The organism is Stenotrophomonas sp. 21LCFQ19, from assembly GCF_056861425.1.
Map to the genome: position 1 here is coordinate 100,003 of NZ_JBSPUF010000016.1, position 20,337 is coordinate 120,339.

Below are 20,337 nucleotides of genomic sequence, written 5' to 3' on the forward strand. Positions count from 1 at the left end.
ATGAACATCTCCGCGCCTTTCATCTCGCGCCCGATCGGCATCACCCTGCTGGCGATCGGCCTGTTCTTCGCCGGCTTGCTCTGCTACCTGCGGCTGGGCGTTGCCGCCCTGCCCAACCTCGCCATCCCGGTGATCTTCGTACAGGCCTCCAATACCGGTGCCGACGCAAACACCATGGCGGCCACGGTCACCGCGCCATTGGAACGCCACCTCGGCCAGGTGCCGGGCATCGACACCATGCGCTCCAGCAGCAGCGATGGCCGCAGCATGGTGTTCCTGATGTTCAACACCAGCCGCGACATCGATTCGGCCGCACAGGATGTGCAGGCTGCGATCAACGCGGCCATGGCTGACCTGCCGGCCGGCATCAATACGCCCACCTACCAGAAAGCCAATCCCAACGACGATCCAGTGATCGCGCTGGCGTTGACCTCGGACACGCAGTCGGTAGCCGAGCTGTACAACACCGCCGACTCACTGCTGGCGCAGCGCCTGCGCCAGCTCCCCGGTGTCTCGCAGGTGGATATCGCCGGTGCTTCCACGCCGGCGGTGCGCGTGGACCTCAACCTGCGTGCAATGACTGCACTGGGCCTGAGCCCGGATGACCTGCGCAACGCGATGCGCGCAGCCAACGTCGCCTCGCCGCTGGGCTTCCTCAGCGACGGCAGCAGCCAGACCGCGATCATCCTCAACGACCAGATCCGCAAGGCCTCGGATTTCGCCAACGTCGCCATCTCCACCCACGATGGCGCGGTGGTGCGCTTGAAGGATGTGGCCACGGTCTACGACGGCCAGCAGGACGCATATCAAGCCGCGTGGTTCAACGGCAAGCGCGGCGTACTGATGTATGTCTACCTGCGCAGCGGCGACAACCTCGTCGCTACCGTCGATCGGGTAAAAGCGGCCATTCCCTCGCTCACCGGCTATCTGGACGCAGGCACCACGCTGACCCCGTACTTCGATCGCACGCCGACCATCCGCGCCTCGCTGGCTGAAGTGCAGATCACCTTGATGATCAGCCTGCTGATGGTGATCCTGACCATGGCGCTGTTCCTGCGCAGGCTCGCGCCGACGCTGATAGCCGCAGTGACCGTTCCGCTGTCGCTGGCCGGTGCGGCGCTGGTGATGTACGCGCTGGACTTCACCCTCAACAACCTCACCCTGCTGGCGCTGGTGATTGCCATCGGCTTCGTCGTCGACGATGCCATCGTGGTGATCGAGAACGTCATGCGCCATCTCGACGAGGGCATGCCGCGACGTGAAGCAGCGATGGCCGGCGCGCGCGAGATCGGCTTCACCATCGTCTCGATCACCGCCTCGCTGATCGCGGTGTTCCTGCCGATCATCTTCGCCCAGGGCATGATCGGTGCGTTCTTCCGCGAGTTCACCCTCACCCTGGTTGCGGCCATCCTGGTCTCGGCCGTGGTCTCGCTGACCCTGACCCCGGCACTGTGCGCACGCTTCCTGCATCCACATGCCGAAGGCGCGCGCGATACCCGCACCAACCGCATGCTGGACCGCGTGCATGAGGGGATGCTCAAGGTCTATACGGTCGCACTGGATTTCTCGCTGCGGCATGCCTTGCTGTTGTCGCTGACGCCATTGCTGCTGATCGTGGCCACGTTCTATCTGGCCGGCTCGGTCAGCAAGGGCCAGTTCCCCGAACAGGACACCGGCCTTATCTGGGGCCGTGCCAGTTCCAGTGCCACCGTCTCGTTCCAGGAAATGGCCGAACGCCAACGCCGGCTCAGCGATACCTTCCTGGCCGACCCGGCGGTGAAGATGGTTGGCTCGCGACTGGGCTCCAGCCGCCAGGGCAGCAGCGCACAGTTCAACATCGAGCTGCATACCGAGAAGGAAGGCCGCAAGGAGCCCACCAATGTGGTGGTCAGCCGGCTCAGCGCCAAAGCCGCGCAGTTCCCGGATCTGGATGTGCGTCTGCGCGCAATCCAGGACCTTCCCTCCGACGGCGGCGGTGGTGGTTCACAGGGCGCGCAGAACCGCGTGACCCTGCAGGGCAACGACGCCGAGCAACTGGCCGAGTGGCTGCCCAAGCTGGTGACCGCGTTGAAGCAACATCCGCAACTGCGTGATGTCGGCTCGGACGTGGACAAGGGCGGCTTGATGCAGAAGATCGTCATCGACCGCGAAAAGGCCTCGCGTCTTGGCGTGACCATCGGCGCCATCGACGGTGCGCTGTACGGCGCCTTCGGCCAACGCCAGATCTCCACCATCTATGCCGACCTCAACCAGTATGGGGTTGTGGTCAATGCACTGCCCAGCCAGACCGGCAGCCCGGCCGCGATTGAAGACCTGTATGTGCCGTCCAAGAGCGGGCAGATGATTCCGCTGACCGCCCTCGCCCATCAGGAACCCGGCCTGGCGCCGTCGCAGGTCACCCACCAGAACCAGTACACGGTGATGGACCTGAGCTACAACCTGGCGCCGGGCGTAAGCAGTGGCGAAGGCGATGCCATCGTCAAATCGGTGATCGAAGGCCTGCGCATGCCCGGCGATATCCGCCAGGCTGCGCCCGGAGGTTTCCGCCAGGCCATGGACCCGGTGGCGATGCTGATGCTGATCATCGCCGCCATCGCCACGGTCTACATCGTGCTCGGCATGCTCTACGAGAACCTGGTGCATCCGGTGACGATCCTGTCCACCTTGCCGGCAGCGGGCATGGGTGCCTTGCTGGCCCTGTGGGTCACCAATACCGATCTGTCGATCATCTCGATGATCGCGCTGGTGTTGCTGATCGGCATCGTCAAGAAGAACGCGATCATGATGATCGACTTCGCCCTGGTCGCGCAGCGCGTGCACGGCAAATCCCCGGCCGAAGCGGTGCGCGAAGCCAGCATCGTGCGCTTCCGCCCTATCATGATGACCACGATGGTCGCCATCCTCGCCGCGCTGCCGCTGGCGATTGGCCTGGGTGAAGGCTCCGAGCTGCGCCGTCCGTTGGGCATCGCGATGATCGGCGGCCTGCTGATCTCGCAAAGCCTGACCCTGCTGAGCACACCGGCGCTGTATGTGATCTTCTCCTGCCTGCAGCAGCATTGGCGCAACTGGCGTGCACGCAGCAGGGAGCGCAAGCGCCTGCGCAAGCTGGCACGCGCGTGATACACCCCCTCCCTTGCGCGCAGCGCAGGGGGTGAAGAAGGTCTGCTTGCGCGGCAGCGCCGCGCGACCTGATGAACGACCGAAGGCTACGCCTTCGGGCCGGACGGGTCGGGGAGGGGCTCTGGCTCTGGCCGTTGCTCTGGCCGTTGCTGTTGCTGTTGCTTTGGCTCCGGCTGTCGCCTTAGCCCTTCTCCCGCCTGCGGGGTGAGAGGGGCAGCTTGCGAACCACTGGTTCGCTGCCCATCGAACGCCCTTGCGCCAGCGCAAGGGCCGGGGCGCGGAGCGAGGGTTGGGATGAGGGGAGCTTTGGCTTTGGCTTTGGCTTTGGCTTTGGCTTTGGCTTTGGCTTTGGCTTTGGCTTCAGCTTTCGATTTGCATGCACGCATGCGATCCAAGCGAGAAAAGGCAGCAGCCAAAGCAACAGCAACAGCGCAAAAGCTCACCCCTCCCCCCCCCTCCCCTGCGCTACGCGCAAGGGAGGGGGGCTGAAAGCCCTGCGCATACGCGCAAGGGAGGGAGCAACGCTGGCCCTCGGCAGCCAGTTCTGCCACCGTATAGCGGCACCACGCTCCCGTCAGACACGACTGGTACCGCAATGCCCCTATTCAAGTTCACCCGTCACGGCGGGCTAGCGCGCGGCAGCCAGCCGCACTCTCCCCTGCCCTGGATCGGCCTGATCGCGTTGATCCTCGGTGCAATCGCACTCGGCTTTGCCTGGCTCGCTGGCTGGATTGGCCGTGATCGCCTGACCGCACAGAACTTCACCGACGCCATCGAAGCCACCGGCGCAAACCATCCCGGCTTTCGTCGCGCCCACAGCAAGGGCGTATGTGTAAACGGCTGGTTCGAACCAAACGTACAGGCACCACAACTGTCCCACGCCCGCGTCTTCGAACAGGCGCGTGTGCCGGTACTCGGACGGCTGTCGATAGGCGGCGGCAACCCGCATGGTGCCGATAACAATGCGCGCGTGCGCAGTATCGCCCTGCAGCTGAGCAGCGATGACGGCCAGCAATGGCGCATGGCCATGAACAGCTTCCCGTTCCTCGCCGTCGCGACACCGGAGGCCTTCTACGAGCAGACCCGCGCACAGATTCCCGATCCCGCCACCGGCAAGCCGGACCCGGCCAAGCAGGCCGCGATCCAGGAAAAATATCCGAGCGCCCGTGCCTTCACCCAATGGGCCAAGACCGCACCGTGGACCGACAGCTGGGCCAGCACCGAGTTCAACAGCGTCAACAGTTTCTGGTTCACCAATGCGCAGGGGCAACGCCGAGCGGTACGTTGGCGCTGGCAACCACAGGCCACGCCGCGTGAGCTGGATGCCGCAACCCGCGAACAGGCCGGCGTGGATTTCCTCAGCCAGGATCTTCAGCAGCGGCTCGCACAGGGCCCGATCCGCTGGAATCTGGTGGTGACCCTGGCCAGCACACAGGACGCGATCAATGACCCGTCCGTGCCGTGGCCTGCGGAACGCGAGCAAGTAACCGCTGGCGTGCTCACCATCGAACGGATGCAGCCGCAGGAACAAGGCAGCTGCAACGACCTCAACTTCGACCCACTGATTCTTCCAGGCGGCGTCGAAGGCAGCGACGATCCCATCCTGGCCGCGCGCTCGGCGGTGTACTCGCAATCCTTCAATCGTCGCGAGCGCGAGCGCGCTACCGGCGAAGCCGCGCGTGACAACGCACAGGTGCAGCCATGAACAGCAACGGCCACTTCAACCTGCTGGCGCGCGTACTGCACTGGAGCATGGCGCTGCTGATCCTGGCAATGCTGTTCGTCGGCGTGACCATGGTTGCCTCGGTGCACCTGCGGCCGGGGTTGATCAACCTGCACCGACCTCTCGGCATCCTGATCCTGCTACTGGCCGTGCTGCGCCTGTACAACCGCCTGCGCCACCGGCCACCGCCGCTGCCCACTGACCTGCCGGCATGGCAGGCATGGGCCGCCACCGCATCGCATTGGTTGTTGTATGCATTGATGTTGGCGATGCCGCTGATTGGCTGGGCGATGTTGTCCGCGGGCGGCTATCCCATCGTGTTGTGGGGCGGCGTGCAGCTGCCGGCCATCGTGCCGCATACGCCATCGCTGTATGCACTGCTGCGCAATGCCCACAGCCTGCTGGCCTACCTATTGTTTGCCACGGTGCTGATGCATGTGGGCGCGGCCCTGTTCCATGCCTGGGTGCGCCGCGATGGCGTGTTCCAGGCGATGGCACGCGGCCCACGCCGCTAAAGCGCTCACCGCGCTGGCGGCTTGCCCTCGCCCTTGCCGGTAGCAGCCCAGTAGATGCCGCCGTACAGGTGCTCCAGGTAGCGCGGATCGTTATAGGCCTCGGCCTGATGTCCCAGCGCGGTGGCAAACACGCGACCACCTTCGAACCGGTGATACCACGCCACCGGATGATCCCTGCCCATGCCCTTGGCAACCTGGCCCGGCCAGATCAAGGTCGGATCGTAGCTACGCTCATCAACCGCCAGCAGCGTGACCAGGTCATCGCTGTACGGGGGATCGTACTCGTACCACTCATCGCTCCACATCCAGCGCTGCGGCAGACCCGCGGTCGCCGGAAAATCACGGTTGACCACATCGACCATGGCGGTCTGCAGATAGGGATGGGTACGGAACGAGCGGCCAATCATACGGTCGTACCACGCCCACTCACCACGCTGTATCGCGAACGCCTTGTGCACCGCGACCACGCCTCCGCCATTGCGCACGTATTGCTGGAACTTCTCACGCTGCGTCGGTGCCAGCTCGGTGGCCGGCGTGTTGAGCAGCACGATGGCGTCGTACTGCGCCAGATCCTGATCGAAAGCAGTGGTGTTCCACGCCCAGGTCAACGCGAAGTAGTGCTGCCGCGCGAGCGCCTCGAACTGCGGCTTGGCCACCGGGATGTAGTCATGGTGGTACTGGTTGGGGATTGCAGCGACCAGCACCTTGAACTGCTGCGCCCATGCAGGGCTGCTGATACCCAGCAATACCGCCAACATCCAGCATCTACCTCGCATGCCCAGCTCCTGCCCGTGATTGCAGCGAGCATAGTGTGCCGTCGACGCGGCAACGGCGGCGTTGCTGAAATTTCATAGCTCATGCGGATAAAGGCATACCGCCAACCGCTTGTGGGAGCGGCATAAGCCGCGAAGCTCGCACTGTGTCCATTGCAGCGAGGTTGGGTCTGCTTGGGAGGCCCCTGCCGAGCATGGCTCGGCGCTACAGCTTGGCTACAACCAGCCTTTCTGGCGCGCCACGCGGTGCGCCTCAATGCGATTTGCGACGCCAAGTTTGCCAATACATTCGGAAAGGTAGTTCCGCACGGTGCCATGCGACAAACCCAGCTGCTCGGCGATCTCATTGGCCGAGCGGCCTTCTCCGGCGAGTCGTAGCACCTGCCGTTCGCGATCATTCAGCGGGTCTGCCTCGGACCAGGCCTCTACTGCCAGTTGCGGGTCGATCGCACGCCCGCCGCGCTGCACCTGACGCAATGCATCAGCCAGCTTCTCGGCCGGCGCATCCTTGAGCAAATAGCCCTGCACGCCAGCGTCCAATGCGCGGCGCAGGAAGCCGCTGCGGGCAAACGTGGTGACGATCACCACCTTGATCGGCAACTGCTGGCGCTGCACCCGTTGTGCCAACTCCAGCCCGGTCAGCAGTGGCATTTCAATGTCGGTGACCAATACATCCGGCTTCAGGCGCTGCAGTTCGCGCCAGGCGAGTTCGCCGTCGGCAGCCGTGCCTATCACGTCGATATCCGATTCCAGGTTGAGCAGTGCCGACAGCGCACCGCGCACCATCGCCTGGTCCTCGGCCAACAGGATGCGGATCATGCGCGTGCCTCCTGTGCCGGCAGACTTCCTGCGTCGGCCTGCGGCACGCCGGCGACCAACGTCGACGGCCTGTCCTGCGCCTGCACCGGGACACGGATCTTCAAGCGCGTACCCTGGCCCTTCGGCGACTCGATCTGCAGTTCACCGCCCAATGCCAACACCCGCTCGCGCATTCCGGCCAGACCATTGCCGTTGGCTGAAACACCACCGCGACCGTCGTCCACTACTTCCATCTGCACCGCCTCCGGCGAAACGTCGATGCTGATCAGGGCTTCATTGGCCTGGGCATGGCGAGCGATATTGGTCGCGGCCTCGCGCAACACCATCGACAAGCCAGCCTCGATCCACCCATGCATCGCGGGCGGCGGCGAATAGCGCAGATGCACGCGCGAAGACTCCAGCAATAGATGGGCCGAAGCCAACTCAGCAGCAAGGTCGGCAGCACGAAAACCAGTAACCGCGCTGCGCACCTGGGCCAGCGCATCGCGCGCGATCTGCTCGGCCTCGGCCAGCTCGCGCTGTGAGCGCTGCGGGTCGCGTTCGAACAGCTTGCGTGACAGTTCCATCTTCAAGGTGATCAGCGACAAGGTATGCCCAAGCAGATCGTGCAGGTCGCGACCAATGCGCTCGCGCTCGGCGGTCGCCGCCAAGCGTCGTACTTCCTCATGGGAAAGGCGCAGCGCTGCATCCTTCTCGCTGCTGGTTCGCTCGACATTGACGATCAATCCAATGATGACCGTCAACGCCGGAATCCACGCAATCACCTGCCACGGGTAGCCAATCCACCAAGCCAGCGACAGGAACGCCAGGTTCAACAGCACCAGCTCGAACATGTACTGGCGCGTGCTGATGCAACGGTTGGTCCGCAGCATCACGCAACCGAACACGAAGTAGTTCATGCCGGAGGGGTAGATCGGCAGCAGCGCCATCGACAGCACGATCATCGCCAGCGCGAAGATCGGCGCGTGCCGCCGCGCGCTTGTCAGCGTCAACATGTAGAACACGATGAACAGCGGGAACGACCACAGGGTGATCAACGCCCAGCGCAGGGTGTAGCCCGCGCCGAACATCGGCGTGATGAACACCCACACCGTCCACAGCAGATGCACGGCATCCACCCACGGCCATTTGCCGAGCTTGATGTTGTCGGCCACCACCGAGTCCGGTGCCGGCTTCAACCACCCAGGGCGCTGCAATCCCATCGACCTTCATCCTGTGCAATGCGGCAATGATGCCATCAGCCGTGGCGGCGCAGACGCCAACCGGCCACCGCCGTGATGGCTACCGTGAATACGAGCAGCCACAGCACGTGCGGCCACGCACTGCCCACCTCGAAGTCCAATGCACCCTGCGCCAACATATTCAGATGATGACTCGGCCAGATCACCGCCAAGTCCCGCAACAGCGGCGGCAGCACCTTCAAGGGAAACCACAGGCCCGACAACACCGCCATCGGCAGGTAAACCAGGTTGATCACCGCGGCCGCACCATTGCCCTTGGCCAGCGTGCCCAGCAACAGGCCCAGTGCGCAGAACGGCAAGGTGCCCAGGGTTGCCACCGCGGTCAGCCGCAGCATCTGTGAGGCATTGAGCTGCACCCCGGCCACGGTGGTGGCCAACAGCTGCAGGATCACCACGATGGCCAGCGCGGTCAGCATCGCCATCACCATCTTGCCGAGCAGATAGGCCAGCGGCGGCATCGGCATCGCGCGCTTGAGGGTGAGCAGGCCATTGTCACGTTCCAATGCCAGCGCAATGCCAAAGCCGAACAGGCCCGGCGCCATCACCCCGAAGGTGACATAGCTGCCGAGCAGGAAGCGGGCGGCCTGGGCCGGCTGCGTGTGGCCGAGCAGCACCGCGAACAGTAGATAGAAGACTGCCGGAAACAGCAGGGTCGGCAGCACGAAACCCGGATAGCGCAGATAGCGCAGGCATTCGGCACGGCTCTCCTGCAGATAGGCACCCAGCACTTGGCGGGACGACATCACCGGCAGCATGGATTCGTATTGGCTGTTCATCAGGCTGCCTCACGTTGTATTTGCGCAGCATCGGCTGCAGTCAGATCGGTGAAGGCTTCGCCCAGGCCAGCCGGCTGCACCTCCAGTCCGGATAGCGCAGGGTCTGCCTGCAATAGTTGCCGCACCACGCTTTCGACGCGGTCGCTGCGCAGCTGCAGGTAGTCACCGTCCCGGTTGATCTGCACCACTCCTGGCCAGGACGCCAGCACCGCCGCATCCAAGGTGCTGACACAGCGGATGCTGCGATGGATGACCCGTGCGCGCAGTGCATCCACGCTGCCGTCGCTGACGATACGTCCGCGCAGCAGCACGCAGACACGATCGGCCAAGCGCTCGGCCTCCTCCAGATAGTGGGTGGTCAGGACCACCGCGGTGCCTTCGGCGACCAGGGCCCTTACCGTCGCCCACAGCTGCTGGCGGGCCGGCAGGTCGAGGCCAACCGTGGGTTCGTCCAGGAACAGCAGCCGTGGCCCCCCAGATACGGCAAGGGCGAACTGAACCCGTCGCTGCTGCCCGCCGGACAGCTTGCCGTAGCGACGCTTCAGCAGGTCCTCGATACCGGCCAGCGCGGCTACATCCGCCAGATCGCGGGGCGCCGGGTAGTAGCTGGCCGACAGTTGGATCAGCTCGGCCACGTTCAAGGTCTCCGGCAACGCGGCGCTCTGCAGCATCACCCCGATGCCACGCCGCGCCGCCAGCTGCTGCGGATCATGACCGAACAGCTGCACCTGCCCGGCATCGGCCCGCAGCAGGCCCAGCAGCAGGCTGATGGCGGTGGTCTTGCCTGCACCATTTGGCCCAAGCAGCGCCAGCACCTGCCCGGCCCGCAGCTCCAGATCAACGCCATCCAGGGCCCGTACTGCACCGTAATGCTTGTGCACGCCTTGCAGGCTTGCCAGTACTTCACCATGTGCCGTCATTGCCGCCGCCTTCTTCAGGGAGTGCCGCAACATTAGGTCGGCGATGTCTGCGTCCCCAGTGAATCCGATCAGGCAAAGCACATGACAGCCGTCACCTGCGCGCCGGGCAGGGTGCTGCCTATGATGTGCCCGTCCCGGTCCATCACTGTCGGCCGCAGCGAATTACGCTAAGTTGCGGTCACATTCCCGCTCTCACGCCGTCCTGCTACCCATGAATGCATCTGCCGAACTGCTGAAGGAACTCCGCATCGACCGCTCCGCCCCGCCACCGCGTGGCCCGGCACCGTCGCGCCGTTGGTTGTGGATCGTGATCGGACTGGCAGTAGCCCTGCTGCTGGTACTCGGCATTGGCGCCATGTTGGGCGGCAAACCGCCGGTGACGGTGCAGACCGCCCCCGTGGTGGCCATGAACCAGGCCGGTGCCGGCAACAGCTCGGTGCTGGACGCCAGCGGCTACGTGGTTGCCCGGCGCATGGCGACCGTCTCGGCCAAGATCACCGGCAAGGTACGCGAGGTGATGATCGAGGAAGGCATGCGGGTCGAAGAAGGCCAGGTGATGGCCACGCTGGACCCGATCGATGCCAACGCGCAACGCAGCCTCAACGCCGCCCAGCTCGATGCCGCCCGCAGCCAGACCGAAGGCCTGCAGGCGCAGCTGCGCCAGGCCGAAGCTGAGGCGAGCCGCCTGCAGTCGCTGGTTGGCCAGCAACTGGTTTCACGCTCGCAGTATGACCAGGCCGTGGCCGCCCGCGACAGCCTGCGCGCGCAGCTGGCAACGTCACGCCACAACGCCAAGGTCGCGCAGGATGCGCTGGCCATCGCCGACCTGGGCGTGGACAACAACGTGGTGCGTGCACCGTTCTCCGGCGTGGTCACGGCCAAGGCTGCGCAGCCCGGCGAGATCGTCTCGCCGCTGTCGGCCGGTGGCGGCTTCACCCGTACTGGCATCGGCACCATCGTCGACATGGAATCGCTGGAAGTGGAAGTGGAGGTAGGCGAAGCCTTCATCGGCCGCGTACAGCCGAAGATGCCGGTGGAAATCGTGCTGAATGCCTACCCGGATTGGAAGATTCCGGGCCACGTGATCGCCATCATTCCCACCGCTGACCGCGGCAAGGCGACGGTCAAGGTACGTGTGGCATTGGAAGCAAAGGACCCTCGCATCGTGCCGGAGATGGGCGTACGCGTCAGTTTCCTGGAGAAAGCCGCAGCCGCTGGCACTGAAGCACCGAAGGGCGTGCGCGTACCCACTGCCGCCATCGTCGAGCGCGACGGCAAGCCGGTCGCCTTCGTGGTGCAGGCTGATGACAAGGTGAAACAGCAGGCACTGGAAGTAGGCCAGGTCTTGGCCAAGGACAAGCAGGTGCTGTCGGGATTGAGTGCCGGGCAGACAGTGGTACTCAGTCCTGCAGCGGAATTGAAGGATGGCGACAAGGTGGCGCTGGAAGGCGCGGAGAAGTAAGCGCGGGTTTGTGATGTTTGCAGAGCTGGTGCGAATCACTTGATGCATTGAAGTAGCGTTTCTGCTTTTGCTTTTGCTTCTACCCCCTCCCTTGCGCAAAGCGCAGGGGAGGGTTGGGGAGGGGTGCTTTTGGCTTTGGCTTTGAAAGCCACATGAAGCAGAGCTACTGCAGAAACCTGAAGCAAAGCAGAAGCAGCCCTCACCCCTACCCCTCTCCCGCAGGCGGGAGAGGGGAAAGCAACAACAGCAACGGCCAACGCCAGAGAAAAGCAAAGCCAAAGCCCCCCTCCCTAACCCTCCCCTTGCCTTCGGCAAAGGGAGGGAACAGAAGCAAAGCGAAGCAATCCCACGTCCGGCATCAAGCACTCAATATCCAACATCAAACACCACCGCGTCACTGCTGAGGATCATCCATGAGCACCCTCGTCTCCCTGCGCAACATCACCAAGACCTACCAGCGTGGCCCGGAAAAAGTGCAGGTCCTGCACGGCATCAACCTGGACATCGACCGTGGCGACTTCGTCGCGCTGATGGGCCCATCCGGTTCCGGCAAGACCACCCTGCTCAACCTGATAGGTGGCCTGGATACCCCAAGCGGTGGCGAGATCAACATCGAAGACCAGCGCATCGACCAGCTCAGCGCGGGCCAGCTCTCCACCTGGCGCAGCCACCACGTTGGCTTCGTGTTCCAGTTCTACAACCTGATGCCCATGCTCAGCGCGCAGAAGAACGTCGAGCTGCCCCTGCTGCTGACCAACCTCAGCGCCAGCGACCGCAAGCGGCGTGCGCAGATCGCCTTGACCCTGGTCGGCCTGGCGGATCGCCGCGATCACCGGCCCAACGAGCTGTCCGGCGGCCAGCAGCAGCGCGTGGCCATCGCCCGCGCCATCGTCTCCGATCCCACTTTCCTGATCTGCGACGAGCCCACCGGCGACCTCGACCGCCAGAGCGCGGAGGAAGTGCTGGGCCTGCTGCAGCTGCTCAACCGCGAACACGGCAAGACCATCATCATGGTTACCCATGATCCCAAGGCCGCCGAGTACGCCACCCACACCGTGCATCTGGACAAGGGCGAGCTGGTCGACGCCCCGGTGCACTGAGGAGCACGGCCATGAAGTACTTCTCTTTGATCTGGGCGCAGCTGTTCCGCAGCCGCACGCGTACGTTGTTCACCCTGCTCTCCATCGTTACCGCCTTCCTGTTGTTCGGCATGCTCGATTCGGTGCGCGTGGCCTTTGCCAGCGGTGGCAGCACCGTGGCCGGTGCCAACCGCCTGGTGGTGGCCTCGCGTCTGTCCATCACCCAATCACTGCCGATCCGGCTGGAGTCGCAGATACGGCAGATCGAGGGCGTCGACGACGTCACCTATGCCATGTGGTTCGGCGGCATCTACCAGGACCAGAAAAATTTCTTCCCGAACTTCTCGGTTGCGCCGAACTACTTCGACCTGATGACCGAGTTCGACATTTCCAAGGAACAGGTGGAGGCCTTCCGCAACACGCGTACCGGCGCCATCGTCGGTGAGTCGCTGGCCAAGCAGTTCGGCTGGAAGATCGGCGACACCATTCCGCTGCAGGCCACCATCTTCCCGCGTGGTGGCAGCAACGATTGGCCGTTGCAGCTGGTTGGTACCTTCAAGTCCAAGAACACCGCTACCGCTGCCAACGAAGAACGCCAGTTGACGATGAACTGGAAGTACTTCGACGAATCCAACGACTACATCAAGAACCAGGTCAGCTGGTACACCGTGCGTCTGGACAACCCGGATCATGCTTCACGTGTGGCGCAGGCCATCGACGCGATCTCGGCCAACTCCGATCACGAAACCAAGAGCCAGACCGAATCAGCCTTCCAGCAAGCTTTCATCAAGCAGTTCGCCGACATCGGCATGATCGTCACTTCGATCATGGGTGCCGTGTTCTTCACCTTGCTGCTGCTCACCGGCAACACCATGGCCCAGGCCGTGCGTGAACGCGTGCCCGAACTTGCCACGCTGAAGACGCTGGGCTTCAAGGACGGCACCATGCTGATGCTGGTGATGGTGGAATCCATCGTACTGGTCGGCCTGGGCGGTGCGATCGGCCTGGGGCTCGCCGCGCTGGCGCTGCCGGTGATGGCGCCGCAGACCATGGGCCTGCTGCCGCCGCACGTGCCGGCACAGACCTGGATCGTGGGACTGGTGCTGATCGTGGTGATCGGCTTGGTGGTGGGCGTGTTGCCGGCACTGCGGGCCAAGCGCCTGAAGATCGTCGACGCACTGGCCGGGCGCTGAGGACAACGACATGAAGAACTTTCTTTCGAATGCGCTGGTGATCGTGCTGTTGGTGGTTGGCCTTGGCGTGTGGATCGCGCTGCCATGGATCGGTGTGGCGGTACTCGCGGTGGCAATCACACTGTGGCTGCTTCTCACGCGCACCGGGCGGCTGGCACTGGCTGCAACCCGGATTGGCCTTGCCAGCCTGCCGCAGCGTTGGGGCGCCTCATCGGTGATCGTGATCGGTATCGCCGGTGTGGTCGGCGTGCTGGTGGCGATGCTGGCGATGGGCCACGGCTTCCAGGCCACACTGGAAAGCACCGGCGATGACAGCACCGCAATCGTCCTGCGCGGTGGCTCGCAGGCCGAGACCAACTCGGTGATCACCCGCGATCAGGTGCCCTTGCTGGAAACCCTGCCAGGCGTGAAGCGTGGTGAAGATGGCCGGCCGTTGCTGTCTGCTGAAGTCTCACAGGTGGTCAACCTCACCTCGCGCGGCGACGGCACCGATGTCAACGCACAGTTCCGTGGTGTCGGCGAGCAGGCCTGGGCCGTGCACGACAAGGTAAAGCTGGTCGAAGGCCGCAAATTCGGTGCGGGCCTTCGTGAGATCGTCGCCGGCCGAGGGGCGCAGAAGCAGTTCCAGGGCCTGGAGGTTGGCAAGGAGTTGATGCTGGGCAATCAAGCCTGGACGGTGGTCGGTATCTTCGAATCCGGCGATGCGCATGATTCGGAGTTGTGGACCGATGCGCAGACGCTGGCCACTACCTACAACCGCAGTGCCTGGCAATCGATCAGCGTGCGCACCGACGGCAAACAAGGCTTTGAGAGCTTCAAGGCAGCCGTCGCCAACGATCCGCGGCTCAAGCTCGACGTCGAAAGCACGGCCGAGTATTACCGCAAGCAGGGCGGCGGCTTGAACAAGCTGCTCAAGGTACTGGGCACGGTGATCGGCGCGATCATGGCCGTCGGTGCGGTGTTCGGCGCACTCAACACCATGTATGCCGCCGTCGCCACCCGTGCGCGGGAAATCGCAACGCTGCGCGCAATCGGCTTCCGTGGCGTGCCGGTGGTTACCGCGGTGATGCTGGAAACCATGCTGCTGGCCCTGCTGGGCGGTCTGCTGGGCGGTGCCGTCGCCTGGCTGGCATTCAACAACTTCACTGTTTCAACCCTGGGCAACAACTTCAGCCAGGTGGTGTTCCAGTTCAAGGTCTCGCCACCACTGTTGTGGAGCGGATTGAAGTGGGCGTTGGGAATTGGCCTGGTCGGCGGCCTGTTCCCCGCGCTGCGCGCGGCGCGTTTGCCCATCACCACCGCATTGCGCGAAACCTGACTCAACACGGCGCAGCCCGCACAGCAAACAACCCACCTGCCCTTGTGCAGGTGGGTTGGCGGAAAGTCTACCTTCACGCAGCCATCGGTTTCGGTCATCATGCGCGCCCGCCCAAGTCCCGGCGGCCAGCGGAGCTGTGATGGCAGATGCTGTGTCCCTCCCCCAACGGTGATGCATCTGTGACGGCGCCCCAAAAGGGCGCTTTTTTTGTAGTTGGTATAAAGGAAAACCGAAAGCGATGTATTTGAAGTCGACCAAACTGTGCTCCGCGATCACCCTCGCGTTGCTCGGCAGCTCCAGCCTCACCGCGTTCGCACAGGATGCGGGCGAGACCACCACCACCCTGGACCGCATCGAGATCACCGGTTCACGCATCCGCCAAGCCAGCGTTGAGACCGCCCAGCCGGTCATCGCCTTGAGCCGTGCGGAGATCGAGAAGAAGGGCTACGTCAACGTCGCCGACATCCTGCAGGACGTCACGGCTGCCGGCGCACCGTCGCTGAGCCGCGCCTCGGCGCTGTCGTCCGGCCGTGACTACGGCGGCATGTATGTCAGCCTGCGCAACCTTGGTCCGGAGCGCACCCTGGTACTGATCGACGGCCGCCGCATGGGCGTCAGCGCCGGCGGCTTCTCCGACGTCGGTTCGATTCCCTCGGCCATCGTCGAGCGCGTTGAAGTGCTGACCGACGGTGCGTCGGCACTGTACGGCTCGGACGCCATTGCCGGCGTCGTCAACGTCATCACCCGCAAGAACTTCGACGGCGGCAACGCCAGCGCCTATGTCGGCCAGTACGGCGAAGGCGACGGCCAGAAGCGCTCCTACAGCGCCAATTTCGGCAAGACCTTCGACCGCGGCTGGTTCAGCATTGGCGCCGAAAAGACCAAGGAAGATCCGGTCCTGGGTGGCGCCCGCGAGTTCACCGCCTATCCCAATGGCCCCTACCATCCCGCTGATGGCCTGAACGGCAATACCCAGTGGGGTTCGGTCACCGTTGACGGCAAGCCGCTTACCGTTGGCCCGGGCGGCGATCCGTCCGATGTCGCCAACTTCCACAAGCCGGACGCGGCGACCTACGCCAACACCAAAACCAACATGACCCTGCTCTCCTCGCTGGAGCGCAAGTCGGCCTTTGCCAATGGTGGTTTCCAGATCACCGACGATCTGCGCGTTGTCGCCGACGTTCTGTACAGCGAACGCGAGTCGGTCAAGCAACTCGCCGGTTATCCCTACTCGGTGTCGGCCGCGCAGGCAGCCAGCGGCGCACGTGCCGCACTCTCGGCCGAGAGCGCGTTCAACCATTGGGGCAAGGACGTGTTGTTCTCGCGTCGCACCGAGGAATACCCGCGTGTGACCAACAACGCGCTGACCACCAAGCGCGCCAGCCTTGGCCTGGAAGGCAGCTTCGAGACCGGTTCGCGGTTCTGGGACTGGAACGTGAGCTACATGTTCAACCGCAATGAAGGCGAGCGCCGCAGCCTGCAGAGCATGTACCAGCCGAACGTCAACCTGGCCGTCGGCCCGTCCTTCATCGACGCCAACGGCGTTGCCCGCTGCGGCAGCCTCGGCAACGTGATCGATGGTTGCGTGCCGTGGAATCCGCTGGCGCCGGCAGGCAGCAACACCCCCGGCTCGCTCAGCGACAAGGCGGTGCGCGACTACATCTTCACCCGCTTCACCGATGAAATGCGAAGCACCACCAAGGTGGTCAGCGCCAACATCTCCGGCTCGCTGGCGAGCCTGCCGGCCGGTGACATCATGGCGGCGATGGGCGTTGAGCATCGCAGCGAAGAAGCCAGCTACACCCCGGACCTGATGGTGCAGAACGGCGAAATCGCCGGCACCAGCGGCGCGCCGACGCGTGGCGACTACAAGCTGGACGAGGTGTATCTGGAAGTGCAGGTACCGCTGCTGGCCGACATGCCGTTCGCACGTGAACTGTCGCTGGACCTGGCTGGTCGCTATTCCGACTACAACAACTTCGGTGGCACCACCAACAGCAAGTTCGGCCTGAAGTGGAAGCCGATCGACACCTTGCTGGTCCGCGCCACCTACGGCACCGGCTTCCGTGCGCCGACCGTGGACGACCTGTACGGCGGCACCGTCACCACCCGTGACCGCGTCACCGATCCCTGCGACCGTTCGTTCGGTGCAGCCGCACGCAATGCTGAAGTAGCTGCACGCTGCAGCGCTGCCGGCCTGGGTGCCGACTTCCGCCAGAAGACCGGCGACGGCGAACTGGCCACCACCTCCGGCGTACAGGCCGTCACCGACTTCACCTCCGGCTCCAACGCCGCGCTGAAGCCGGAAACCGCCAAGACCTGGACCGTCGGCCTGGTCTACAGCCCGGACTTCGTCAGCGGCCTGGACCTGAGCCTGGACTGGTGGAAGATCCGCATCGACGACGTGATCGTTGGCGAGTCGGCCACCGACATCCTCAACCAGTGCTACGTGCAGAACATCAGCTCGGCCTGCGACCGCTTCACCCGCTACAGCTCCGGCGCCAACAAGGGCCAGGTCAGCGGCATGAACCGTTCGTTGAACAACGCCGGTTACCAGGAAACCGCTGGCTATGACCTCGGCGTCCGTTACCGTCTGCCGGAAATGGCCTACGGCCAGCTGTCGCTGCGTTGGAACACCACGTACGTGGACTACCTGTCGCGCAAGAGCGACAACGTAGCCACCACCCCGGTCGAAGAGTTCACGGGTTGGGAAGGCAACTTCCGCGTGCGCTCCAACCTGACGCTGGATTGGCAGAACGGCAACTTCGGCGCGAGCTGGACCACCCGTTACTACTCCAGCATGAAGGAGAAGTGTTCCTACGATCTGGACGGTGGCCCGGAGTGCAACATGCCGGACTTCCAGTCGGCGTACACCGACATGCAGCCGAGCCGCAAGCTGGGCTCCAACACCTTCCACGACCTGCAGGTGCGTTATGCCATGCCGTGGAACGGCACCGTGTCGCTGGGCGTCAACAACGTGTTCAAGCACGAAGGCCCGATCATGTACAGCCAGCCGAACAGCAGCTTCACCTACTACGGTGGCTTCGACATCGGTCGTTTCATGTACATGAAGTACCAGCAGCGCTTCTGATCCAGGTAACAACAGCGGCGGATGCCGACGACAACGTCGACCACCCGCAACGCTGCGCTTGAAGCCCCTCTCCCGTTCGCGGGAGAGGGGTTGGGGTGAGGGCGGCTTTTCGCTTCTTTGCGGGAGCGGGGCGGCCATCGGCCGCAGGCGGCGTTGCTCCGATCACACAAAAAAGCTGCGATTGCCAACCCATATGTAGCGGACGCATTACCTGCTTCTCGGCTCACGCCGTTCCTACAAGCACTCGCAAGCGCACTCGCTTTGACCGCATAAACTGCAATTCCCTATTGCAGATAGCGGATGCTTGATCTGCGTCGCGGCTTACGCCGCTCCCACAGACAACTGTGCAAACCTGTCATACCGCCCTTTGTTGAGCGGGCGCCTGATCAGTAGCCCCCCGCAACCCAAACACCACACAACGGTCATTTGCCTGTCATCGCCACGAGGTAGATGCAGCGCCGCTTTGTGACTACCGTGGCAGGCTCCCCAAACCGGTTCCCGCCATGCTTCGTTCGCTGGCGCTGGCTGGCGTCTGCGTGATGCTAGCCGGCTTTGCCCTCTCATCCCCCGTCCCCCCGCTGTCTCTCAGTGAGCGCTTGGCGGCACCTGGTGGCACATCACCGCTGGTCCCCACTGAACGCATCGATGCCCTGCTCGCTCGCCTGCCACATCAGCAAGGCAGCGTTACCGGCAGCGATGGCGTCGCCCTGCATTGGGTGTCGTTCGAGCCGGGCGACTACCGCCTGGACTACCGTTATCTGGGCAAAGGAAAGCGCTTCCCGGAGTTTTCGCTGGACGCCTCGGCACCGGACATCGAAACCCACACACAGCCACGCGGTACGGTGATCCTGCTGCATGGCTGGATGATGGATGGCGGTTCGCTGATGCCGTGGTCGCTGGAATTGGCGCAACAGGGCTACCGCACTATCGCTCTGGATCTGCGCAATCACGGTCGTTCCGGTCATGCACTTTCCGGCTATGGCACCCGCGAAGGCGAGGATGTGGTCGCCGCATTGAGAGCTCTGAAGAGCGAAGGCCAGGTTACCGGCCCGGTGCATCTGCTCGGTGTCTCCTACGGCGCCGCTACCGCGATCTTCGCCGCACGCGAACTCGGCCCGCAGCTGCGCAGCGTCGTGGCGATGGAATCCTTCGACAACGCCGGCGAGGCAATCCGCACGATGGTCCCGCACATGCTGGCCAAGCCGGCGGAACGTTGGAGCGACTATGTCGCCCTACCGCTGGCGCGCTGGCAGTACGGTGGCCGCGGTCTGGACGAAGCAATCGCCACGACCGATCGCAAACTGGGCCTCAATCTGGACCACGTGGACGTCGGTCAAGCCTTGGCACAGGTTCCCGCCTGCGTCCTGTTGATACACGGCCGCGACGACGAGCACATTCCGGTAGCACAGGGCCGCGCATTGGCCGCGGCCGCGCCGCACGCGCGCTATCTTGAAGTCGCCGCCGAGGACCACCTGACATTGCCGATGCGCCTGGATCGTCTATCGGGTGCGGTAAACACCTGGTTCGAACAGGCTGATGACAGCGGCGATTGTGCGTCTACGGTGACAGCGAGCCTTTGAGTCACCGACGGTTTTCGTGACGGTTCACCAAGGCCCCGCGAACCCGTAGTGCCGAACCATGTTCGGCAGGGGCATTCCAAGCAGCGCCTACAGAACCCCACGGCTTTGGCTTCGGCTTCGGCTTCGGCTTTGGCTTCTGCTCTAGCTCTTTCTTTCCCTTCTCCCGCCTGCGGGGGAAGGTGCCCGAAGGGCGGATGGGGGGCGCTTCTGGCTTCTGGCTTCTGGCTTCGCTCAAGCCTTTCCGCATCGTTGTTTCTATGAGCTTCGCGGCTTACGCCGCTCCTACAAGTGCGCGTGCGCCGCTGTTTCGCACAAAGAAAAACCCCGCTGCTTCTGGCAGCGGGGTTTTTGGTTTGAATCCTGACGATGACCTACTCTCGCACAGCTTAGGCTGCACTACCATCGGCGCGGCTACGTTTCACTTCCGAGTTCGGGATGGGATCGGGTGGTTCCATAGCGCTAATTTCATCAGGAAGGCGGTTTGAGCAGCGCGTTGCGCCAGCTCCAATGCGTTTCCTTGCGGAACTGAAGCCAGGCTGTAAAACCCCTGGCTTACATAAAAAGACAAACCCCGCTGCATGAGCAGCGGGGTTCTAGGTAAAAACCCTGACGATGACCTACTCTCGCACAGCTTAGGCTGCACTACCATCGGCGCGGCTACGTTTCACTTCCGAGTTCGGGATGGGATCGGGTGGTTCCATAGCGCTAATTTCATCAGGGAGACGGT

The 20,337-nt window shown here is 63.7% G+C and carries 14 protein-coding genes and 2 rRNA genes; 9 read left to right on the forward strand and 7 right to left on the reverse strand.

What is annotated here, in order from left to right:
• From AC13FW_RS16830 to AC13FW_RS16840, 3 genes are all read left to right on the forward strand, one after another.
• A complete protein-coding gene (locus tag AC13FW_RS16830; protein ID WP_482989834.1) occupies positions 1–3,120 on the forward strand; it encodes an efflux RND transporter permease subunit in 3,120 nt (1,039 codons plus the stop codon).
• Between the two features lie 595 nt (positions 3,121–3,715).
• Positions 3,716–4,825: a catalase family peroxidase gene (locus AC13FW_RS16835; protein WP_482989835.1), complete on the forward strand. Its 1,110-nt coding sequence runs from the start codon at positions 3,716–3,718 to the stop codon at positions 4,823–4,825.
• Positions 4,822–5,358, forward strand: a complete 537-nt coding sequence (locus tag AC13FW_RS16840; protein ID WP_482989836.1) for a cytochrome b — start codon at positions 4,822–4,824, stop codon at positions 5,356–5,358. The genes AC13FW_RS16835 and AC13FW_RS16840 overlap by 4 nt, the downstream gene beginning before the upstream one ends.
• 5 nt (positions 5,359–5,363) lie before the next feature.
• Here the strand turns inward: AC13FW_RS16840 and AC13FW_RS16845 are convergent, their stop codons facing one another.
• The 5 genes from AC13FW_RS16845 to AC13FW_RS16865 all read right to left on the reverse strand — a co-directional run bounded on the left by AC13FW_RS16845 (position 5,364) and on the right by AC13FW_RS16865 (position 9,887).
• A complete protein-coding gene (locus AC13FW_RS16845) occupies positions 5,364–6,134 on the reverse strand; it encodes a ThuA domain-containing protein (RefSeq protein WP_482989837.1) in 771 nt (256 codons plus the stop codon).
• Between the two features lie 213 nt (positions 6,135–6,347).
• The gene (locus AC13FW_RS16850) at positions 6,348–6,950 is read right to left on the reverse strand and encodes a response regulator transcription factor (protein ID WP_482989838.1); all 603 of its coding nucleotides are present in this window, start codon (positions 6,948–6,950) and stop codon (positions 6,348–6,350) included.
• Complete coding sequence (locus AC13FW_RS16855; protein ID WP_482989839.1) at positions 6,947–8,152, reverse strand: sensor histidine kinase; 1,206 nt, start codon at positions 8,150–8,152, stop codon at positions 6,947–6,949. Before AC13FW_RS16855 ends, AC13FW_RS16850 begins: the two co-directional genes overlap by 4 nt.
• Before the next feature lie 35 nt (positions 8,153–8,187).
• Entirely contained in the window at positions 8,188–8,967 is a 780-nt protein-coding gene (locus AC13FW_RS16860; RefSeq protein ID WP_482989840.1) for an ABC transporter permease, read from the reverse strand.
• Entirely contained in the window at positions 8,967–9,887 is a 921-nt protein-coding gene (locus tag AC13FW_RS16865; protein WP_482989841.1) for an ABC transporter ATP-binding protein, read from the reverse strand. Before AC13FW_RS16865 ends, AC13FW_RS16860 begins: the two co-directional genes overlap by 1 nt.
• A 211-nt stretch (positions 9,888–10,098) precedes the next feature.
• Between AC13FW_RS16865 and AC13FW_RS16870 the strand changes: the two genes are divergently transcribed.
• The 6 genes from AC13FW_RS16870 to AC13FW_RS16895 all read left to right on the forward strand — a co-directional run bounded on the left by AC13FW_RS16870 (position 10,099) and on the right by AC13FW_RS16895 (position 19,610).
• The gene (locus AC13FW_RS16870; RefSeq protein ID WP_482989842.1) at positions 10,099–11,349 is read left to right on the forward strand and encodes an efflux RND transporter periplasmic adaptor subunit; all 1,251 of its coding nucleotides are present in this window, start codon (positions 10,099–10,101) and stop codon (positions 11,347–11,349) included.
• Positions 11,350–11,762: 413 nt separating this feature from the next.
• Positions 11,763–12,449: an ABC transporter ATP-binding protein gene (locus tag AC13FW_RS16875; protein WP_282269254.1), complete on the forward strand. Its 687-nt coding sequence runs from the start codon at positions 11,763–11,765 to the stop codon at positions 12,447–12,449.
• 11 nt (positions 12,450–12,460) lie between these two features.
• Positions 12,461–13,621, forward strand: a complete 1,161-nt coding sequence (locus tag AC13FW_RS16880) for an ABC transporter permease (RefSeq protein WP_482989843.1) — start codon at positions 12,461–12,463, stop codon at positions 13,619–13,621.
• A gap of 10 nt (positions 13,622–13,631) precedes the next feature.
• Positions 13,632–14,939, forward strand: coding sequence for an ABC transporter permease (locus AC13FW_RS16885; protein WP_482989844.1), 1,308 nt, complete (start codon positions 13,632–13,634; stop codon positions 14,937–14,939).
• A 238-nt stretch (positions 14,940–15,177) separates the two neighbouring features.
• Positions 15,178–18,030: a TonB-dependent receptor plug domain-containing protein gene (locus AC13FW_RS16890; RefSeq protein ID WP_482989845.1), complete on the forward strand. Its 2,853-nt coding sequence runs from the start codon at positions 15,178–15,180 to the stop codon at positions 18,028–18,030.
• A gap of 503 nt (positions 18,031–18,533) precedes the next feature.
• Positions 18,534–19,610 carry an alpha/beta fold hydrolase gene (locus tag AC13FW_RS16895; RefSeq protein WP_482986793.1) on the forward strand — a complete coding sequence of 359 codons (1,077 nt, stop codon included), beginning with the start codon at positions 18,534–18,536 and terminating at the stop codon, positions 19,608–19,610.
• 358 nt (positions 19,611–19,968) lie between these two features.
• On the opposite strand, the gene rrf (AC13FW_RS16900) is transcribed toward AC13FW_RS16895, so the two are convergent.
• Positions 19,969–20,083, reverse strand: a 5S ribosomal RNA gene (rrf, locus tag AC13FW_RS16900).
• A gap of 131 nt (positions 20,084–20,214) precedes the next feature.
• Positions 20,215–20,329 (reverse strand): 5S ribosomal RNA (rrf, locus tag AC13FW_RS16905).
• Positions 20,330–20,337: the final 8 nt, after the last annotated feature.